A 14,616-nucleotide genomic window follows, 5' to 3' on the forward strand; every position below is an offset into this window, starting at 1 on the left:
ATGCCCGCGCCTATGCGCATTTGGGGCAAAGCGCAACTTTTGAGCGACGAGTTAAAGTTCCAGCGCGGCTTCCAGCGCCAGCATGTACGACATGGCGCCAAAGCCCGCGATCGTGCCCTTTGCAGCCATGCCTACATAGCTTTTGTGGCGGAACGGCTCGCGCTTGTGTGGATTGGACAGATGCACCTCTATGACGGGCACGCTGATGCCTTTGATCGCGTCGTGGAGCGCGATGGAGGTGTGGGTAAGGCCCCCGGGATTGAGGATGACGGCATGCGCGCCTTCCTCATGCGCTTCCTGCAACCAGTCGATCAGGTGGCCTTCATGATTGGACTGGCGGAAATCGATTTCGACATGGGCGCGGGTGGCGGCATCCTCCATCCGTTCGGCAATGTCGTCCAGCGTGTCATAGCCGTAGATTTCCGGCTCCCGCGTGCCCAGCATGTTGAGGTTGGGGCCGTTCAACACAAAGATTTTCCGCGCGTCGGCCATGGCATTCCCCCTTAGCATGTTGCGGCAGGGGCGTCGTGGCCCCTATATGCGCCGTAATCCTTAGCCTTTCGTGTCCCGCCAAGTCGAGACACCTTCTTTCGTAAGAGACAGGACAGAGCATTGCACGTTGACGGAACAGTATCGATCTCCATCAATGGCGAGCATCGCCGCGTGCGCGCGGGCATGACGCTGGCGGAACTGGCGAGCGAACTCGGCTTCGTGCCGGAAAAGGTCGCGGTGGAGCGCAACCTGGAGGTCGTGCCGCGCTCGACCCTGGCGCAGGTGTGCGTCGAGGATGGCGACGATCTGGAGATCGTGCATTTTGTTGGCGGCGGCGATGTGTCGGCGGTGGATGACGACAGCTGGACGGTCGCGGGCAAGACTTTCCGGTCGCGGCTGATCGTGGGCACGGGCAAGTACAAGAATTTCGAGCAGAATGCGGCGGCGGTTGCGGCTTCGGGGGCGGAGATCGTCACCGTGGCGGTGCGGCGCGTCAATGTGTCGGACCCCAAGGCGCCGATGCTGACCGACTTCATCGATCCTAAGAAGATTACGTATCTGCCCAATACGGCAGGCTGCTTCACTGGCGAGGAGGCGATCCGCACGCTACGGCTGGCGCGTGAGGCGGGCGGCTGGGACCTCGTGAAGCTGGAGGTGCTGGGGGAGGCGCGGACGCTTTACCCCGACATGGTGGAGACTTTGCGCGCGACCGAGGTGCTGGCCAAGGAAGGCTTCAAGCCGATGGTCTACTGCGTTGACGATCCGATCGCGGCCAAGCGGCTGGAGGATGTGGGCGCGGTGGCGATCATGCCGCTGGGCGCGCCGATCGGGTCTGGGCTGGGCATCCAGAACCGGGTGACGATCCGCCTGATCGTTGAGGGCACGAAGCTGCCGGTGCTGGTGGATGCAGGTGTCGGCACGGCTTCGGAGGCGGCCGAGGCGATGGAGTTGGGTTGCACCGGGGTGCTGATGAACACGGCTATTGCGGAGGCGAAGGACCCGGTGTTGATGGCGGCGGCTATGAAGGCTGGCGTCGAAGCCGGGCGCATGGCCTATCGCGCCGGGCGGATGGGGAAGCGCATGTATGCTGACCCGTCGAGCCCGTTGGCCGGGTTGATTTAAGCGCTTTGTGCTCCTGCGCGGGCAGGAGTGACCAAGTTAGGGCGGGATTGGGTTCCTGCCTTCGCAGGAACACCGGAGCGCTACTTTCGCCATTGCAGCAAATTGACCGGCTGCCCGCTTCCTCCTATGGGCGAAACGCATTCAGGAGGAGGAAAAGCGATGGTGAAGAAGCTATACCCCGATGCTGCGTCTGCGTTGGAGGGCCTTCTCTTCGATGGCATGCATCTTTGTGCAGGCGGCTTTGGACTTTGCGGAATTCCCGAGCGTCTGATCGACGCGATCCGTGATTCGGGGGTCAAGGACCTCACCATCGCCTCCAACAACGCCGGGATTGACGGCGAGGGGCTCGGCAAGCTGCTGCGGACCCGGCAGGTCAAGAAGATGATCTCCTCCTATGTCGGCGAGAACAAGGAGTTCGAGCGGCAATATCTGGCAGGCGAGCTGGAGGTGGAGTTCTGCCCCCAGGGCACGCTGGCGGAGCGCTGCCGCGCTGGCGGCGCTGGCATTCCGGGCTTCTATACCAAGACGGGCGTCGGCACGGCGGTTGCCGAGGGCAAGGAAGTCAAGAATTTCGACGGGCAGGACTATATCCTGGAACGCGGAATCTTTGCCGATGTCGCCATCATCAAGGGATGGAAGGCGGACGAAAGCGGCAACCTCATCTTCCGCAAGACCTCGCGCAACTTCAACGCGCCGATGGCGACCGCCGCCAAGATCTGTGTCGCTGAAGTCGAGGAAGTGGTGCCGGTCGGCAGCCTTGATCCCGACGCGATCCACCTGCCCGGCATTTATGTGAAGCGCATGATCGTCGGCGCGCCTTACGAGAAGAAGATCGAATTCCGCACCGTTCGCCAGAGGGAGACCGCATAATGGCCTGGAGCCGTGACGAGATGGCCGCGCGGGCGGCGAAGGAACTGAAGGACGGTTTCTACGTCAACCTTGGCATCGGTATCCCGACGCTGGTGGCGAACCATATTCCGGCGGGCGTGGAAGTGACGCTCCAGTCGGAAAACGGCATGCTGGGCATCGGGCCTTTCCCTTATGAGGGCGAGGAGGATGCGGACCTGATCAATGCGGGTAAGCAGACGATCAGCGAACTGCCGAACAGCGTCTATTTCTCCAGCGCCGACAGCTTCGCCATGATCCGGGGCGGGCATATCGACCTGACTGTGCTGGGTGCGATGGAAGTCGCGGAAAATGGCGACATTGCCAATTGGATGATCCCCGGCAAGATGATCAAGGGCATGGGCGGCGCGATGGATTTGGTCGCGGGCGTCAAGAAGATCATTGTCGTCATGGAACATACGTCCAAGGACGGCAGCCCGAAGTTCATCCCGGCCTGCACCCTGCCGCTGACCGGCAAGAATGTGGTCGACATGATCGTCACTGACCTCTGCGTATTCCAGCGGCCCGACCATGACAGCCCGTTCAAGCTCGTCGAACTCGCGCCGGGCGTGACGGCGGAGGAAGTCGCCGCTAAGACCACGGCTCATTATCTGAGCTGAGGAACGCGGCATGAGCCTTGAGGGCACCTATGACGAAGGCAATGTCTTTGCATTGATCCTTCAGGGCAAGATCCCTTCGACCAAGCTGTATGAGGATGCGCATACATATGCCTTCCTGGACATCCAGCCGCAGTCGAAGGGGCACAGCCTGGTCATTTCCAAATGGTCGAAGGCGCGCAACATCCTTGAGATCGAGGAGGATGCACTGGCGCAGGTGATGGCGACGGTGAGGAAAGTCGCCAAGGCGACGGCCAAGGCGCTCGATCCCGACGGCATCCATGTCGCCCAGTTCAACGGCGCGCCTGCCGGGCAGACCGTGTTTCACCTGCATTTCCATATCGTGCCGCGCTGGCAGGGCGGGCCGATGGGCTTTTCCGCCCATGCCCAAGGCAATTTCGCTGATCCCGCTGCCCTTGAAGCGCTGGCGGAAGAGATACGTGCCCAGTTCTAAGCCGCGTGCGAGTTACATGACCCAGCCGATGGAGAAGCGCTGACATGGCGCTGAAACCGTTCAAGGCGCCCGGCGCCCGGCTGGCGCTGCGATCGAAACCGGCGAGAAGCTATGTAGCGGCGGCCGATGGCAAGGCGGAGGTCATCCTCGACATCTCGCGGCTATTGTCGCGCAGCTTCCATGCGGCGCCGACCGGCATCGACCGGGTCGAATATGTCTACGCGCGTGAATTGCTGGAGCGGATACCGGAGCGGCTGGCCTTTGCCGCCGTGCATCCGGCGGGCGGCTATTATGGGCGGCTGAACAATGCGGCTGTGCGGCAGTTTCTGGCGTTTACGGCGGCGCGCTGGCGCAACAGCAGCGCCAAGGATGAGGCGGCGGGACGGGCCGCGGTGATCCGGCACCTGATCGCGCTGCGGCCCCGCCCGGTGCCTCGCGCCCGTAGCCCGCGCGTCTATCTGCAAGTGTCGCCCCACCATCTGGACGACCCGGATCAGGTGGGCGCGATCCTGCGGGCGGAAGGCGCGCGTTTCGTGACGCTGGTGCATGATGTCATCCCGCTCACTCATCCGGAGTTCGCGCGGCCGCAGGGGGCGGAGGAACATCGGCGGCGGATCCGCACGATCGACCGCTATGCCGATGGCATCATCGGCAACAGCCAGGCGACGATTGATGCGCTTGGCCCCTTCATGACGCGGAGCCTGGAAGGGCGCAGCCTCTGTGTCGCCCATTTTGGCTCTGACCCGCCCGATATATTCGGGGGCGATAGGCATGAGGTGCCGTCGCGGCCTTATTTCGTTTACATCTCGACCATCGAGCCGCGAAAGAACCACCTGCTGCTGCTCAATCTGTGGCGGCGTCTGGTAGAGCGGTTGGGCGATCAGGCTCCGGTGCTGGTGCTGATCGGCCGCCGGGGCTGGGAAAATGAGAATGTCGTCGACATGCTGGAACGCGCGGAAATCCTGCGGGGCCATGTCATCGAAGCGGGCAGCGTGCCGGACACGGAAATGCACGCGCTGGTCGCGGGCGCGCGGGCGATGCTGATGCCTTCGTTTGAGGAGGGGTTCGGCATTCCGGTGATCGAGGCGCTGTCGGTGGGCGTGCCGGTGATTTGCAGCGACATCGTCGCGCATCGGGAAGTTGGGGGAGAGGCGCCGGACTATCTCGATCCATTGGACGGGCTGGGCTGGATGCGTTTGATCGAAGCCTATGCGCTGCCGGATTCGCCCGAGCGCGAGGCGCAGATGGCGCGTATCAAGGCGTGGCGCGCGCCGCAGTGGCGAGACTATTTCGACATCATCATGCAATTGCTGGACGATGTGACGGCTACCGCGCCCGCTTGACGTCCCTGCCGGGGGTGCGCATGAAAGTTTTGTGGACAATTGCTTTTCTGCCGGGTGCGGACGGGATTTGACGAAGTGACGCCGCTGCCCTTCCTGCGATCGCCGCCCTTTCCCGGAATTGCTCCACGCGTGGCGGCGGTGAGTGTTCTGCGGGAGCAGGAGGGTGAGCTGGATGAGATTCCGGACAGCGTTATCGACCAGATCGCGGCGGCGCGGGTTGGAGGGGCCTTTTGGGGTCGCCAGCGCGAGGGCGTGAGGCTTGTGGCGCGAGCGGGGTGCCGTTTCCCCCGCGAGGGCTTGGAGCGCGATGAGATCGTCATTCTGCCTGCGCGGCCTTCCGGCAAACAATATGATCCCTGGGCGCTGGTGGCGCAGGCGCGCTCCGTCCATGCGGCGGCCGACGATGAGCTGGCGATCATTGCGGGGATGCTGGGCGTTGCCGTGCGTGACCCTGATGGGGAAGTGATCGCGCCTGAACGGCTTCGGCTGGCGGCAAAGCGAGCGGTCGCGGCGGCCAGCTACCGGGATTGTTTCAGCGGCCAGGTGGTGGGCGTCGAGCAAGCCGTCGCGCAACTGGCGGAGTGGGGCCGCCATCTGCAAGGCAACCGGCATATCGCCGCCGCCAGCGGCATGGCCTTCTGGAAGCGCGAAGCGATGCGGCGGTTCCTATGGGATGGGGTGCGTTCGCCGCCCTTCCTTTCCCCACGCGCCGGGGTGCGGCGCGCAAGGCGCGAGGGTGGGGCGCTGGCGGTCTGGCCGTCGCGGGTGCCATCGACCTTGCAGGCGGACGCGCCGGACGTTGCGGTTGCGCGGGTGGAGGATGGCTTCTTGCGGTCGAAGGGGCTGGGGGCCGCGCTGACGCCGCCGGGGTCGGTCGTCATCGACCGGTCTGGTATCTATTATGATGCGGGCGGGCCGAGCGATCTTGAGACGTTGCTTGCAACACATGCTTTTTCACCGGCGCTAGTGGAGCGCGCCGCTCGGCTCCGTGCGATGATCCGGGCGTCTGGCGTCACCAAATACGGACAGGATGGCGGGTCGATGCCCAGCCTTCCAACGGCCAAGCGCACGGTGCTGGTCGTTGGGCAGGTGGAGGATGATCTGTCGGTCCAGCTTGGTGGCGCTGGGGTCGAGGGCAATCTGGGCCTGTTGAAGCGGGCGCGGCGGGCTGAGCCGGATGCCCATATCATCTACCGGCCCCATCCCGATGTGCAAGCCGGGCTGCGGCGCGGGCATTTGAGCGACGCCGTCGTGCATGAACATGCCGACGCGCTCGATTGTGGCGCACCGCTGATGACATTGGTGCAGGCGGTGGACGAAGTGCATGTGCTGTCATCGCTCACCGGGTTCGAGGCACTGCTGCGAGACCGGCCTGTCACGGTGCATGGCATGCCATTCTACGCCGGATGGGGCCTGACGCGAGACCTGGCCGAGCCCAATCCGCGTCGAGGGCGCAAGCTGACGATCGACCAGCTTGTGGCGGCCGCCCTGATTCTCTATCCACGTTACCTCGACCCGGTAACAGGGCTGCCCTGCGGCCCCGAAATCATGGTGGAGCGTTTGGGTAGTGGATCGACGTCATCAATTTCATGGCTGATCCGAATGCGGACGCTACAGGGGAAAATTAGAAGATTTATGACTTTGTCTGCCGAGCATCTCCATGGCTGACGGCCAAGCCAAGACCTTCCTTTTTCTTCAGGGACCGCATGGACCCTTTTTCGCGATGTTGGCGGACGCCTTGCGGGCGCGGGGGCATTGCGCGCTGCGGATCAACATCAACGGCGGCGACAAGGTCGATTGGCCGGGCGAAGCGACCGATTATCGTGGTTCCTTCCGCAACTGGCCGCTCTTCTTTGACGATTATATCGTCCAACATGGCATAACCGACCTGATCCTCTATGGCGATTGCCGCCCCTATCATGCGTCCGCGCACAAGATGGCGCGGCTGCGCGGCCTGCGCGTCCATGTTCTGGAGGAAGGCTATATCCGGCCGGATTTCATGACGTTGCAAGAGGACGGGGTGAACGGCAATTCAACGCTGCCGCTCGACCCGCAATGGTATCTGGATCAGGCGCTGGGCCTGCCGCCGGAGGGCGGGCGGGAGCCGCAAATTCCTTCGACCTTTCGCAGGCGCGCGGTGAATACGACGCGCAACGGGCTGGCGTCGGCGATGATGTGGCCGGTCTTTCCCTTTTACCGGACGCATCGGCCGCAAAGCTTCCTGCTGGAGGCGGCGGGATGGTTCAAGAAGCTGATGCTGCGAAAGCGTGACGTGCGTTTGTCGCGGACCCAATGGGAGACGATACGGGACAAGCCCTATTTCGCTCTGCCGTTGCAGCTGGATTCGGACTATCAAATTCGCGTCCATTCGCCGTTTGGCAATATGCGCGCGGCCTTGCGGTTCGTGATCAAGAGCTTTGCCCGCTATGCGCCCGAGGGCACTAACCTGTTGGTGAAGCGGCATCCGCTGGATTCGGGATTGGTCGCCTGGGAGCGGCTGACGCGGCGGTTGGCGGCTCGCTATGGGGTGACGGATCGCGTCTACTATCTCGCCGACCTCGATATCGCGCAGGTGGTCGGCCGGTCGCTGGGCGTGGTGACGGTGAATAGCACGGTGGGCACGCTGGCGCTGAACAAGGGCAAGCCGGTGCTGGTGCTGGGACATGCGGTCTACAAGGTGCCCGGCGTCGTTTATAGGGGGACGCTGGACGAGTTCTGGTTGGATCCAGGCGCGCCGGATCAGACGCTTTATGCGGCGTTCCGCCGGGTGCTGATCGATCGCTGCCTGATCCGGGGCGGCCTGATGAGCGATCAGGGTCTGGACATGCTGGTCAGCAACGCGGTGGAACGGCTTTGCGGCCAGCGCCAGCAGGGAGAGCGCAGTTCGGATGCGCCAGTGCGGCGGATCAATCTGGCGCGGGTCAGCTGAGGACAGGAAGTCCGGCGCTGCGCAGGGCTTTGTTGACATAGCGAGTGAAGGCTGCCTTGCGGACGGGAGGGCGTGCGCGGAGCCATGCTAGTGCGACGATGGGACGCCATAGGGAAAGCTGATCAGGCGTGATACCACTTTGCCTGCGATAGGCGAGGCCAAGCTGACGGGCGGCCCAGTCGCGCCAGATGTTGGTGACGGGGTCGGCAGGGCCTTCGCCGAACCGCATCAGCATCTCGCTCCTGACGGCATCGGCGGCAGGCGCGCCGATCGCGGCCTTCGCCCAGTCGAGGACGACCAGCCCGTTATCATTGACCAGAATATTGTCGATGTGGAAGTCGCCGTGGAGGAGCTGATTGCCCTCCGGGAGGCGAGCGAGGTAATCGGTGGCGGCGCGCTTGAGCCGATCGGGCGCCGGGCCATATTCGATATCGGTTTTAAGCACGGACTTCACCGTGCGCAGTCCGGATGCCGAGCGACCGTGCATCTTATGGAAGAGGCGAGCCATGTCCCGGAGGAGGGAGGCCGCCGAGAAGGGCTTCTTGCGAATGGCTCTGGCGACGGATGGGCCGTCTATCTTTGGATAGATGAGGGCGCGTTTGTCATCGACCTCGACGCGCGCGCGGGGTGCGGCGGTGGGGAGGCCGAGGGAATCGGCCAGTGTGGCAGCCGCCCTTTCGCGCTCGATCATTTCTTCGGACACGGCGGGATGGAAGATCTTGATGACTTTTCCGTCGCCAATATGAAAAACCTCCGAGCTCTGGCCACGGTCGAGCAGCAGCCAATCGCTTCCCATTTCCAACGACATGTGCTGCATCATTTCCTCACTTCCGTGCATTTGCCGATCGCTCAATTGATGATAGCTGCGCCGACATGGAGTCCAGGAGCTTGCCCAAATGAAAGAGTTGATCGCCTTTGATCTCGACGGAACGCTGGCGGAAAGCAAGCAACCTTTGGGCGAGGAGATGGGGGAGGCGCTGGCTGACCTGATGATGGTCGCGCATGTTGCCGTGATTTCCGGGGGCGACTGGCCGCAGTTCGACAAGCAGGTAGCGAGCCGCCTGCCTGGCCGCGCGGACCTGTCGCGCCTGTGGCTGATGCCGACGACCGGCACCAAGCTTTTCACGCATCAGGCAGGCGCATGGACGCCAGTCTATGCCGAGTTATTTGACGAGGCGCAGAAGCAGAACATCTTCGCCGCCTTCGATCAGGCGCTGGAAGCGACCGGTTTCGTGCCGGAAGAAACATGGGGCGAACGGATCGAGGATCGGGGCAGCCAGATCACCTTTTCCGCGCTGGGCCAGCAGGCTCCTATCTATGCGAAGGAGGGATGGGACCCCGACTTTGCCAAGCGCCGTATCATTCAGGCCGACTTGCGGGAGCGGCTGCCCGGCCTGTCGATCAACATGGGCGGCGCGACATCGATCGACATCACGCGCGAGGGTGTGGACAAGGCCTATGGCCTCAAAAAGTTGCGCGACGCGAGCGGCATCGCTCTGGATGCGATGATGTTTATTGGCGACGCGATCTTTCCGGGCGGCAATGATTATCCGGCCAAGGAATTGGGGCTGGACACGGTGCGCGTGCGTGACCCGGAGGAAACGCTGTCCGTGATCGCCGCGATCGTTTCCTGCCAGAAGTGACCGATTTGCACTGATGCAGAGCGGCGTCGGTTGCGGCGTGCGGCCCATGATCTGAGAGGGGCGGGGGTGTGCTTCACAGGCAAACCCCTCCACCCGGCCTAGCCGTTGCGGGCGATGCCCTTCAGATGATGGAGCAGAAGGTCGGCATTGGCCTCCCACGTAAAGCGCAGTGCCGCATCGCGCACCGCTTCGCGCTCGGGCGGGTTGTAGAGAATCTCTCCGATGGCGGCCGCGATAGCTTCAGGGTCGCGGTCAACGATCTGGCCCGCTTCCGGACGGTCGAGTAGTTCGCGCGCTCCGCCGACATCGGTGATGACGATCGGCGTGCCGCAGGCGAGCGATTCGACCCAGGCGTTGGCGAGCCCCTCGGATGAGGAGGGCAGCGCCATCACATCGGCCGCGGCATAGATGCGCGGCAGACGGTCATGCGGGACCGAGCCGAGGAAGCCGATGCGCCGGTCAACGGCCAGTTCCTCCGCCTGCTTTTCCAGCGCCCGGCGATACTGACCTTGACCAGCGAAGAGCAGGGTGATGCCGGGCAGACGCGGAAGCGCCTGCACCAGCAGTTCCTGCCCCTTGCGCGGAATGAGCGCGCCGACGCACAGGACTACCGGCCCTTCAAAGCCCAATGCTTCCTTGGCGGCGGCGCGATCGGCCAGTTCAAAGCGATCAAGATCGACGCCGGTATAGTGAACGCGGATCTTTTCCGCGTCCATGCCGAGCTTGACCATCGACCGGCGCATTGCGCTGGACACGGCGAGCAGGCCCGCAGCTTCCGCCCCGGCGCGTTTTACCATGCCGCGCGTGTCGCGCCGTTTGCCCCAATAATGGATGTCGGCGCCGCGTGCCTTGACCGAATAGGGGATGCCGAGCGCGCGTGACAGGCGCTGCGCCACCGGGCCATCGGGGAAGAAGAAGCTGGCGTCGATGACGTCGAAGGGCTGCTGTTCATGCAGATGGCGTACCAGCGGCAGGATCGCGCGCGTCATGCTGCCGACATTGTAGCGCGCGCCGATCTTCGGGATCGTCGAAAAAATCGGGCGGTAGACGGTGAGGTTCTGCCACCGTTCCTTGCGCGGCAGGGCGCGGAGCGGCGCATATTGATTGCCAAGGCCGATCGGCCAGATCGGAACCCCGAGCGGCGCGATCACCGTGACATTGACATCGGGGCGGCTGGCGAGTTCCCGCGCCTGCCGTTCGACGAACACCCCGAAATTCGGACGGCTCATGTCCGGGAACAGGGTCGAGAGCGTAAGGACATTCAGCGTCATGCTGTCCCCCTTAAGGCATCGCGGTTAATCGAGAGTTAGGGCTGAAGCGCGGCTTTGGCTACAATTGTCTCACCAATTGAACCGCCACGGCGCCCCAGGGTGGGTCGCTGATCACCTGCTGACGGCTGCCACTGCCGAGCGGCAATATTTGCAACTTGTCACCCTCTCGCCCGATCAGTCTGCCGAAGACGAAGCGTCCGGCATGGCGTGGCAGCAATATGTCGCGGTTCAGCGCGCTTGCAAATTCGTCCGGGCCGATGCGGCGGCACCAGATTTCATCCCCGCTGCGATAATCACCGATGCTGGCGGATACCTGAACGCCGATCATCGCGTCGGCGGGTACGGGTGGGGGGAAGGACAGGCTCCGCGTGGGCGCGCGGGCGCCTTCGGGACCCAGCAGCGCCGCGACCGGCACCACGCTTTGGCCCGGCAGCGCTACCAGCTCGGACGAACCAACGCCCAGAGCGTCGGCGATGCGGTTCAGCCAGTTGACCGATACGGTTCGCGTGCCGGTTTCCAGCCTGCCTATCGTCTGCGCCGTGGTTGCAGGGCGGCAGAGCGCCGCGACTTGCTCCAGCGTCAAACCCTTGGCTTTTCGAACTTCTCTAATCCGGGTGATCATGCCTATTCCCGATTTTTCACCTATTTGGTTTTTCGTCTTTCCTACAAATGGTTCGTCGTGGCAAGCCCCTTCGCATCATTCATGCATAAGGAGGAAGCCGATGCGAAGCCAATATGTGGAGCAGAAGATCGAGGACCCCGCAGGACATGTCCAGACGGTGGCGGTGAATATGGGCGAATCGCCGCTGGCATGGCTGCATGCACGTGGTCACCTGAGCGAGCGCTATTTCAGGGCGGGGGAGTTGTTGCGCGCTGACTGGGAGAAGGCGGGGCTTGGTCCGCGTGTCACCATGCGATGGGACGCGGCGCCTTCGATCGGTGGCCCAAGGCGTGGCTCGGAAGCACCCGATCCCAGCATGGCTCAACTGTCTGCGCGGGAGCGTTTCCATGCCGCCATCGCCGCCGCCGGGCCGGGGCTTAGCGACATATTATGGCGGGTTGCCTGCGCTGGCGAGGGACTGGTCGCGGCGGAGCGGGCGCTCGGATGGCCGAGCAGGGCGGGCAAGCTGGTCCTGACGCTGGCGCTGGAGAGGGTGGCGGCCTGGTATCGGGTGTCGTGACGTTTAACGGCTCAGCTCGGCACCGAGGAGCAGCAGCAGTTTGACGTCGATGGCAAAACCTTCGGCCCGCCAGACGGCGATCTGCGCCGCCAATTGATCCAATGGAATGCGGTGGACGCGGATATCCTCCCCGTCCACGCCTCCACCATTTCCCGTTTTCCGCAGGTCATGGGCGCGGAAAAGGCAGAAGCTTTCGGACACCATGCCGGGCGAACTGTAGAAGTCGCCAGCGGCCTCCATGCGACCTGCGCGGTATCCGGTTTCCTCTTCCAGTTCGCGGATCGCCGCGCGTTCGGATGCCTCGCCTTCCTCATCGTCGCCGACGAGGCCGGCGGGCAGTTCGATGCAGCGGCGGCCAAGCGGCACCCGGAATTGGTCGACGAGCAGCACATGCCGCCGCCCGTCCGCATCCTCGTCTATGGCGAGGATGACGGCAGCATGGATGCCGCGCGCTCGCCCCACATATTCCCATCTGCCGCGACGCTTGGCGGTGATGAAACGGCCAGCCCACATGATTTCTTCCGGGGCGGCCATATCCTGTTCACTCATAATTCGATCAGCCTGTCGGGCAGTTCATTGATGTCATCATGCTCGCGCGGGAAATGCGTCGCGAGGACGGCGCCGACCTGACGCACGGCCTGTGCTAGCCCTTCACCTGGCTGGCCTGCCCGGATCGCATCGATCAGCGCCGCCATGGCATCGCCCCACGCTTCGGGCGCGACTTTTTCGTTGATCGCGCGGTCGGCGACGATCTCGGCTCGATGCTCGTCAAGCGAGAGATAGATGAGGACGCCGGTGCGCCCGCGCGTGCGGGCTTCGGCGGCGGTGCGGAAGAGAAGGATCGCGCGGCGGCGTACCCGGCGGGCCTTGGTAGCACGCGGCGTCATCAGCATCCGCAGCGGCATGATGGCGAGCAGATAGCGGACCACGAGAAACGTCAGGATGAGAAGGCCGGTCAGGCTTAGGATGAGCTTCCAGTCGGCAAGCTCATGTTCCCAATCCAGCAGCAGAGTGGACAGAAAGGCGCGCAGCTGCGCCGGGAACGCGGCCATGGAAGACAAAGCGAGGAATATGGCCACCACCGCCCAGCTGAGGCCGACGTCATGATAGCTGTCGGAACGGCGCGTGACGATCGTCACGATCTCGCCGGATGTTTGTGCCTCTGCTTCCTTGACGGCGGTGGTGACAACGTTGTGGTCGGCCTGATTGAGAAGGACTTGCATCACCAGCCCCCCGAGGCGCCGCCGCCGCCGAAACTGCCGCCACCTGAAAAGCCGCCTCCGCCACCGCCCCAGCTTGATCCGCCCCCGCCGCCAGAGCCCCATCCAGAGCCCATGCCGGGACCCCAGATAATGACAGGCGCGCCGCCACCACGGCGATAGCGCTTGCCGCCGCGCGCTCGTGACAGCAGTGGCAGCAGGACGAAGAAGATAAAGAACATGATGATCCAGAAGCCGAGGATGCCGCCGCCTCCGCTATCCTGCTGGCGGGCTTCGGCCTCCGCCTGCACGGCACGTGCTCGCGCCTGGTCCGGGGGCAGGGCGAGCAGCGACGTGATCTGATCGACGCCCGCGTCGATCCCGCCCGCCATGTCGCCAGCCTTGAAGCGGGGCGTGATCGCGTTGCGGATAATCTGCGACGACAGCGCGTCCGTCAGTATGCCTTCGACGCCATAGCCGACCTCGATCCGCACCTTGCGTTCATTGGGTGCGATGATCAGCAAAACGCCCTGGTTATTCTTGTCGCCAATCCCCCAGGCGCGGCCGAGGCGGTAGCCATAGTCCGATATGTCATAGCCTTGCAGGTCTGGAATGGTGGCCACCACCAGCGACCGCCCGCTCGCCTGCTTCTGCGCGATCAGCTTCTGGCTGAGCGCCTGTTCCTGCGCGGGGTCAAGGATGTTCGCGGCATCCACCACGCCCTTGTCGTCGAACTTCGGAAAGCTCTGGGCTCCGGCGGACGGAGCCATGCCAAGCATCGCTGACAGGAGCGCGAAGATCAGGAGCAGGCGGCGGAGCATCGCTGGCGCTTAATTGCTGAAGTCGACCTTGGGCGCTTCTTCGGCTCCCGGCGTGGTTGCCTGGAAGGGGGTCATCGGCTTGGCGCCATAGATGATCTTGGCACCGATCGCGTCAGGGAAGGTGCGGATGCGCGTATTATAGGCGCGCACTGCTTCATTATAGTCCCGAATGGCGACGGCGATGCGGTTCTCGGTGCCTTCCAGCTGTGACTGGAGGTCGAGGAAATTCTGGTTGGTCTTGAGGTCGGGGTAAGCCTCCACCGATGCAAGAAGCCGCCCGAGGCCCTGGCTCAGTTGCGCCTGCGCTTGCTGGAATTGTTGGACCTTGGCGGGGTCGGAGAGATCCTCGGCGTTGACCTGTACCGATGTCGCCTTGGCGCGCGCCTCCGTGACCTTCACCAGCGTGTCCTGTTCCTGCTTGCCGGCCGCCTTCACGGTGGCGACCAGATTGCCGATCAGGTTGGAGCGGCGCTGATATTGCGCCTGAACGTCGGCCCATTTGGCTTTGGCCGCTTCCTCCGCAGTGGGGACGCTGTTGATGCCGCAGGCGGACAGCGCAAAGGCGGTCAGCAAAGGCAGGAGGAAAGCAGGGGAAAATCGGCGCAGGATCGTCATGGAACATCCTCGGCATTGTTACGATGTCGGAAATAGGTGGTTGT

At 63.6% G+C, this 14,616-nt stretch carries 17 protein-coding genes; 9 read left to right on the plus strand and 8 right to left on the minus strand.

Annotation, left to right across the window (positions count from 1 at the left end; all coding sequences use genetic code 11):
• Positions 1 to 51 precede the first annotated feature (51 nt).
• Positions 52 to 492: a type II 3-dehydroquinate dehydratase gene (gene aroQ, locus ACZ5TH_RS00870; RefSeq protein ID WP_464794281.1), complete on the minus strand. Its 441-nt coding sequence runs from the start codon at positions 490 to 492 to the stop codon at positions 52 to 54.
• A 120-nt stretch (positions 493 to 612) separates the two neighbouring features.
• Between aroQ and thiS the strand changes: the two genes are divergently transcribed.
• The 7 genes from thiS to ACZ5TH_RS00905 all read left to right on the plus strand — a co-directional run bounded on the left by thiS (position 613) and on the right by ACZ5TH_RS00905 (position 7,842).
• Entirely contained in the window at positions 613 to 1,614 is a 1,002-nt protein-coding gene (gene thiS / locus ACZ5TH_RS00875; RefSeq protein ID WP_464794282.1) for a sulfur carrier protein ThiS, read from the plus strand.
• A gap of 159 nt (positions 1,615 to 1,773) precedes the next feature.
• The gene (locus ACZ5TH_RS00880; RefSeq protein WP_464794283.1) at positions 1,774 to 2,484 is read left to right on the plus strand and encodes a CoA transferase subunit A; all 711 of its coding nucleotides are present in this window, start codon (positions 1,774 to 1,776) and stop codon (positions 2,482 to 2,484) included.
• Positions 2,484 to 3,119, plus strand: coding sequence for a CoA transferase subunit B (locus ACZ5TH_RS00885; protein WP_464794284.1), 636 nt, complete (start codon positions 2,484 to 2,486; stop codon positions 3,117 to 3,119). Before ACZ5TH_RS00880 ends, ACZ5TH_RS00885 begins: the two co-directional genes overlap by 1 nt.
• 10 nt (positions 3,120 to 3,129) lie before the next feature.
• Complete coding sequence (locus tag ACZ5TH_RS00890) at positions 3,130 to 3,570, plus strand: HIT family protein (RefSeq protein ID WP_464794285.1); 441 nt, start codon at positions 3,130 to 3,132, stop codon at positions 3,568 to 3,570.
• A gap of 44 nt (positions 3,571 to 3,614) precedes the next feature.
• A complete protein-coding gene (locus ACZ5TH_RS00895; RefSeq protein ID WP_464794286.1) occupies positions 3,615 to 4,913 on the plus strand; it encodes a glycosyltransferase family 4 protein in 1,299 nt (432 codons plus the stop codon).
• Positions 4,914 to 4,988: 75 nt separating this feature from the next.
• On the plus strand, positions 4,989 to 6,581 hold the full coding sequence (locus tag ACZ5TH_RS00900; RefSeq protein WP_464795028.1) for a capsular polysaccharide export protein, LipB/KpsS family: 1,593 nt from the start codon (positions 4,989 to 4,991) through the stop codon (positions 6,579 to 6,581).
• The gene (locus tag ACZ5TH_RS00905; protein ID WP_464794287.1) at positions 6,574 to 7,842 is read left to right on the plus strand and encodes a capsule biosynthesis protein; all 1,269 of its coding nucleotides are present in this window, start codon (positions 6,574 to 6,576) and stop codon (positions 7,840 to 7,842) included. Before ACZ5TH_RS00900 ends, ACZ5TH_RS00905 begins: the two co-directional genes overlap by 8 nt.
• Here ACZ5TH_RS00905 and ACZ5TH_RS00910 read toward each other — a convergent pair.
• Positions 7,835 to 8,662 (minus strand): phosphotransferase family protein, encoded by an 828-nt coding sequence (locus tag ACZ5TH_RS00910; protein ID WP_464794288.1) that lies wholly within the window; start codon positions 8,660 to 8,662, stop codon positions 7,835 to 7,837. The genes ACZ5TH_RS00905 and ACZ5TH_RS00910 overlap by 8 nt on opposite strands.
• Positions 8,663 to 8,738: 76 nt before the next feature.
• On the opposite strand from ACZ5TH_RS00910, the gene ACZ5TH_RS00915 reads away from it, so the two are divergent.
• A complete protein-coding gene (locus tag ACZ5TH_RS00915; protein ID WP_464794289.1) occupies positions 8,739 to 9,485 on the plus strand; it encodes an HAD-IIB family hydrolase in 747 nt (248 codons plus the stop codon).
• Positions 9,486 to 9,583: 98 nt separating this feature from the next.
• Here the strand turns inward: ACZ5TH_RS00915 and ACZ5TH_RS00920 are convergent, their stop codons facing one another.
• A complete protein-coding gene (locus ACZ5TH_RS00920) occupies positions 9,584 to 10,756 on the minus strand; it encodes a glycosyltransferase (RefSeq protein ID WP_460987502.1) in 1,173 nt (390 codons plus the stop codon).
• A gap of 58 nt (positions 10,757 to 10,814) precedes the next feature.
• Positions 10,815 to 11,378, minus strand: coding sequence for a helix-turn-helix domain-containing protein (locus ACZ5TH_RS00925; RefSeq protein WP_449471217.1), 564 nt, complete (start codon positions 11,376 to 11,378; stop codon positions 10,815 to 10,817).
• A gap of 100 nt (positions 11,379 to 11,478) precedes the next feature.
• On the opposite strand from ACZ5TH_RS00925, the gene ACZ5TH_RS00930 reads away from it, so the two are divergent.
• Positions 11,479 to 11,937, plus strand: coding sequence for a DUF6456 domain-containing protein (locus tag ACZ5TH_RS00930; RefSeq protein ID WP_449471218.1), 459 nt, complete (start codon positions 11,479 to 11,481; stop codon positions 11,935 to 11,937).
• Positions 11,938 to 11,940: 3 nt separating this feature from the next.
• Here ACZ5TH_RS00930 and ACZ5TH_RS00935 read toward each other — a convergent pair whose 3' ends face one another.
• Genes ACZ5TH_RS00935 through ACZ5TH_RS00950 form a run of 4 tightly spaced genes read right to left on the minus strand, consistent with a single transcriptional unit; the run spans position 11,941 to position 14,572 of the window.
• Entirely contained in the window at positions 11,941 to 12,486 is a 546-nt protein-coding gene (locus tag ACZ5TH_RS00935; RefSeq protein WP_464794290.1) for an NUDIX hydrolase, read from the minus strand.
• A complete protein-coding gene (locus ACZ5TH_RS00940; RefSeq protein ID WP_464794291.1) occupies positions 12,483 to 13,160 on the minus strand; it encodes a TPM domain-containing protein in 678 nt (225 codons plus the stop codon). The genes ACZ5TH_RS00935 and ACZ5TH_RS00940 overlap by 4 nt, the downstream gene beginning before the upstream one ends.
• Positions 13,160 to 13,957 (minus strand): TPM domain-containing protein, encoded by a 798-nt coding sequence (locus tag ACZ5TH_RS00945; RefSeq protein WP_460987505.1) that lies wholly within the window; start codon positions 13,955 to 13,957, stop codon positions 13,160 to 13,162. The genes ACZ5TH_RS00940 and ACZ5TH_RS00945 overlap by 1 nt, the downstream gene beginning before the upstream one ends.
• 9 nt (positions 13,958 to 13,966) lie before the next feature.
• The gene (locus ACZ5TH_RS00950) at positions 13,967 to 14,572 is read right to left on the minus strand and encodes a LemA family protein (protein WP_464794292.1); all 606 of its coding nucleotides are present in this window, start codon (positions 14,570 to 14,572) and stop codon (positions 13,967 to 13,969) included.
• Positions 14,573 to 14,616 lie beyond the last annotated feature (44 nt).

The organism is Sphingobium sp. TomTYG73 (assembly GCF_055394245.1).

Excerpts from the sequence above, each read along its gene's own strand:
- aroQ (WP_464794281.1), bottom strand. The coding sequence starts at position 492 with ATGGCCGACGCGCGGAAAATCTTTGTGTTGAACGGCCCCAACCTCAAC.
- ACZ5TH_RS00880 (WP_464794283.1), top strand. The coding sequence starts at position 1,774 with ATGGTGAAGAAGCTATACCCCGATGCTGCGTCTGCGTTGGAGGGCCTT.
- ACZ5TH_RS00885 (WP_464794284.1), top strand. The coding sequence starts at position 2,484 with ATGGCCTGGAGCCGTGACGAGATGGCCGCGCGGGCGGCGAAGGAACTG.
- ACZ5TH_RS00890 (WP_464794285.1), top strand. The coding sequence starts at position 3,130 with ATGAGCCTTGAGGGCACCTATGACGAAGGCAATGTCTTTGCATTGATC.
- ACZ5TH_RS00895 (WP_464794286.1), top strand. The coding sequence starts at position 3,615 with ATGGCGCTGAAACCGTTCAAGGCGCCCGGCGCCCGGCTGGCGCTGCGA.
- ACZ5TH_RS00905 (WP_464794287.1), top strand. The coding sequence starts at position 6,574 with ATGGCTGACGGCCAAGCCAAGACCTTCCTTTTTCTTCAGGGACCGCAT.
- ACZ5TH_RS00910 (WP_464794288.1), bottom strand. The coding sequence starts at position 8,662 with ATGATGCAGCACATGTCGTTGGAAATGGGAAGCGATTGGCTGCTGCTC.
- ACZ5TH_RS00915 (WP_464794289.1), top strand. The coding sequence starts at position 8,739 with ATGAAAGAGTTGATCGCCTTTGATCTCGACGGAACGCTGGCGGAAAGC.
- ACZ5TH_RS00920 (WP_460987502.1), bottom strand. The coding sequence starts at position 10,756 with ATGACGCTGAATGTCCTTACGCTCTCGACCCTGTTCCCGGACATGAGC.
- ACZ5TH_RS00925 (WP_449471217.1), bottom strand. The coding sequence starts at position 11,378 with ATGATCACCCGGATTAGAGAAGTTCGAAAAGCCAAGGGTTTGACGCTG.
- ACZ5TH_RS00930 (WP_449471218.1), top strand. The coding sequence starts at position 11,479 with ATGCGAAGCCAATATGTGGAGCAGAAGATCGAGGACCCCGCAGGACAT.
- ACZ5TH_RS00935 (WP_464794290.1), bottom strand. The coding sequence starts at position 12,486 with ATGAGTGAACAGGATATGGCCGCCCCGGAAGAAATCATGTGGGCTGGC.
- ACZ5TH_RS00940 (WP_464794291.1), bottom strand. The coding sequence starts at position 13,160 with ATGCAAGTCCTTCTCAATCAGGCCGACCACAACGTTGTCACCACCGCC.
- ACZ5TH_RS00945 (WP_460987505.1), bottom strand. The coding sequence starts at position 13,957 with ATGCTCCGCCGCCTGCTCCTGATCTTCGCGCTCCTGTCAGCGATGCTT.
- ACZ5TH_RS00950 (WP_464794292.1), bottom strand. The coding sequence starts at position 14,572 with ATGACGATCCTGCGCCGATTTTCCCCTGCTTTCCTCCTGCCTTTGCTG.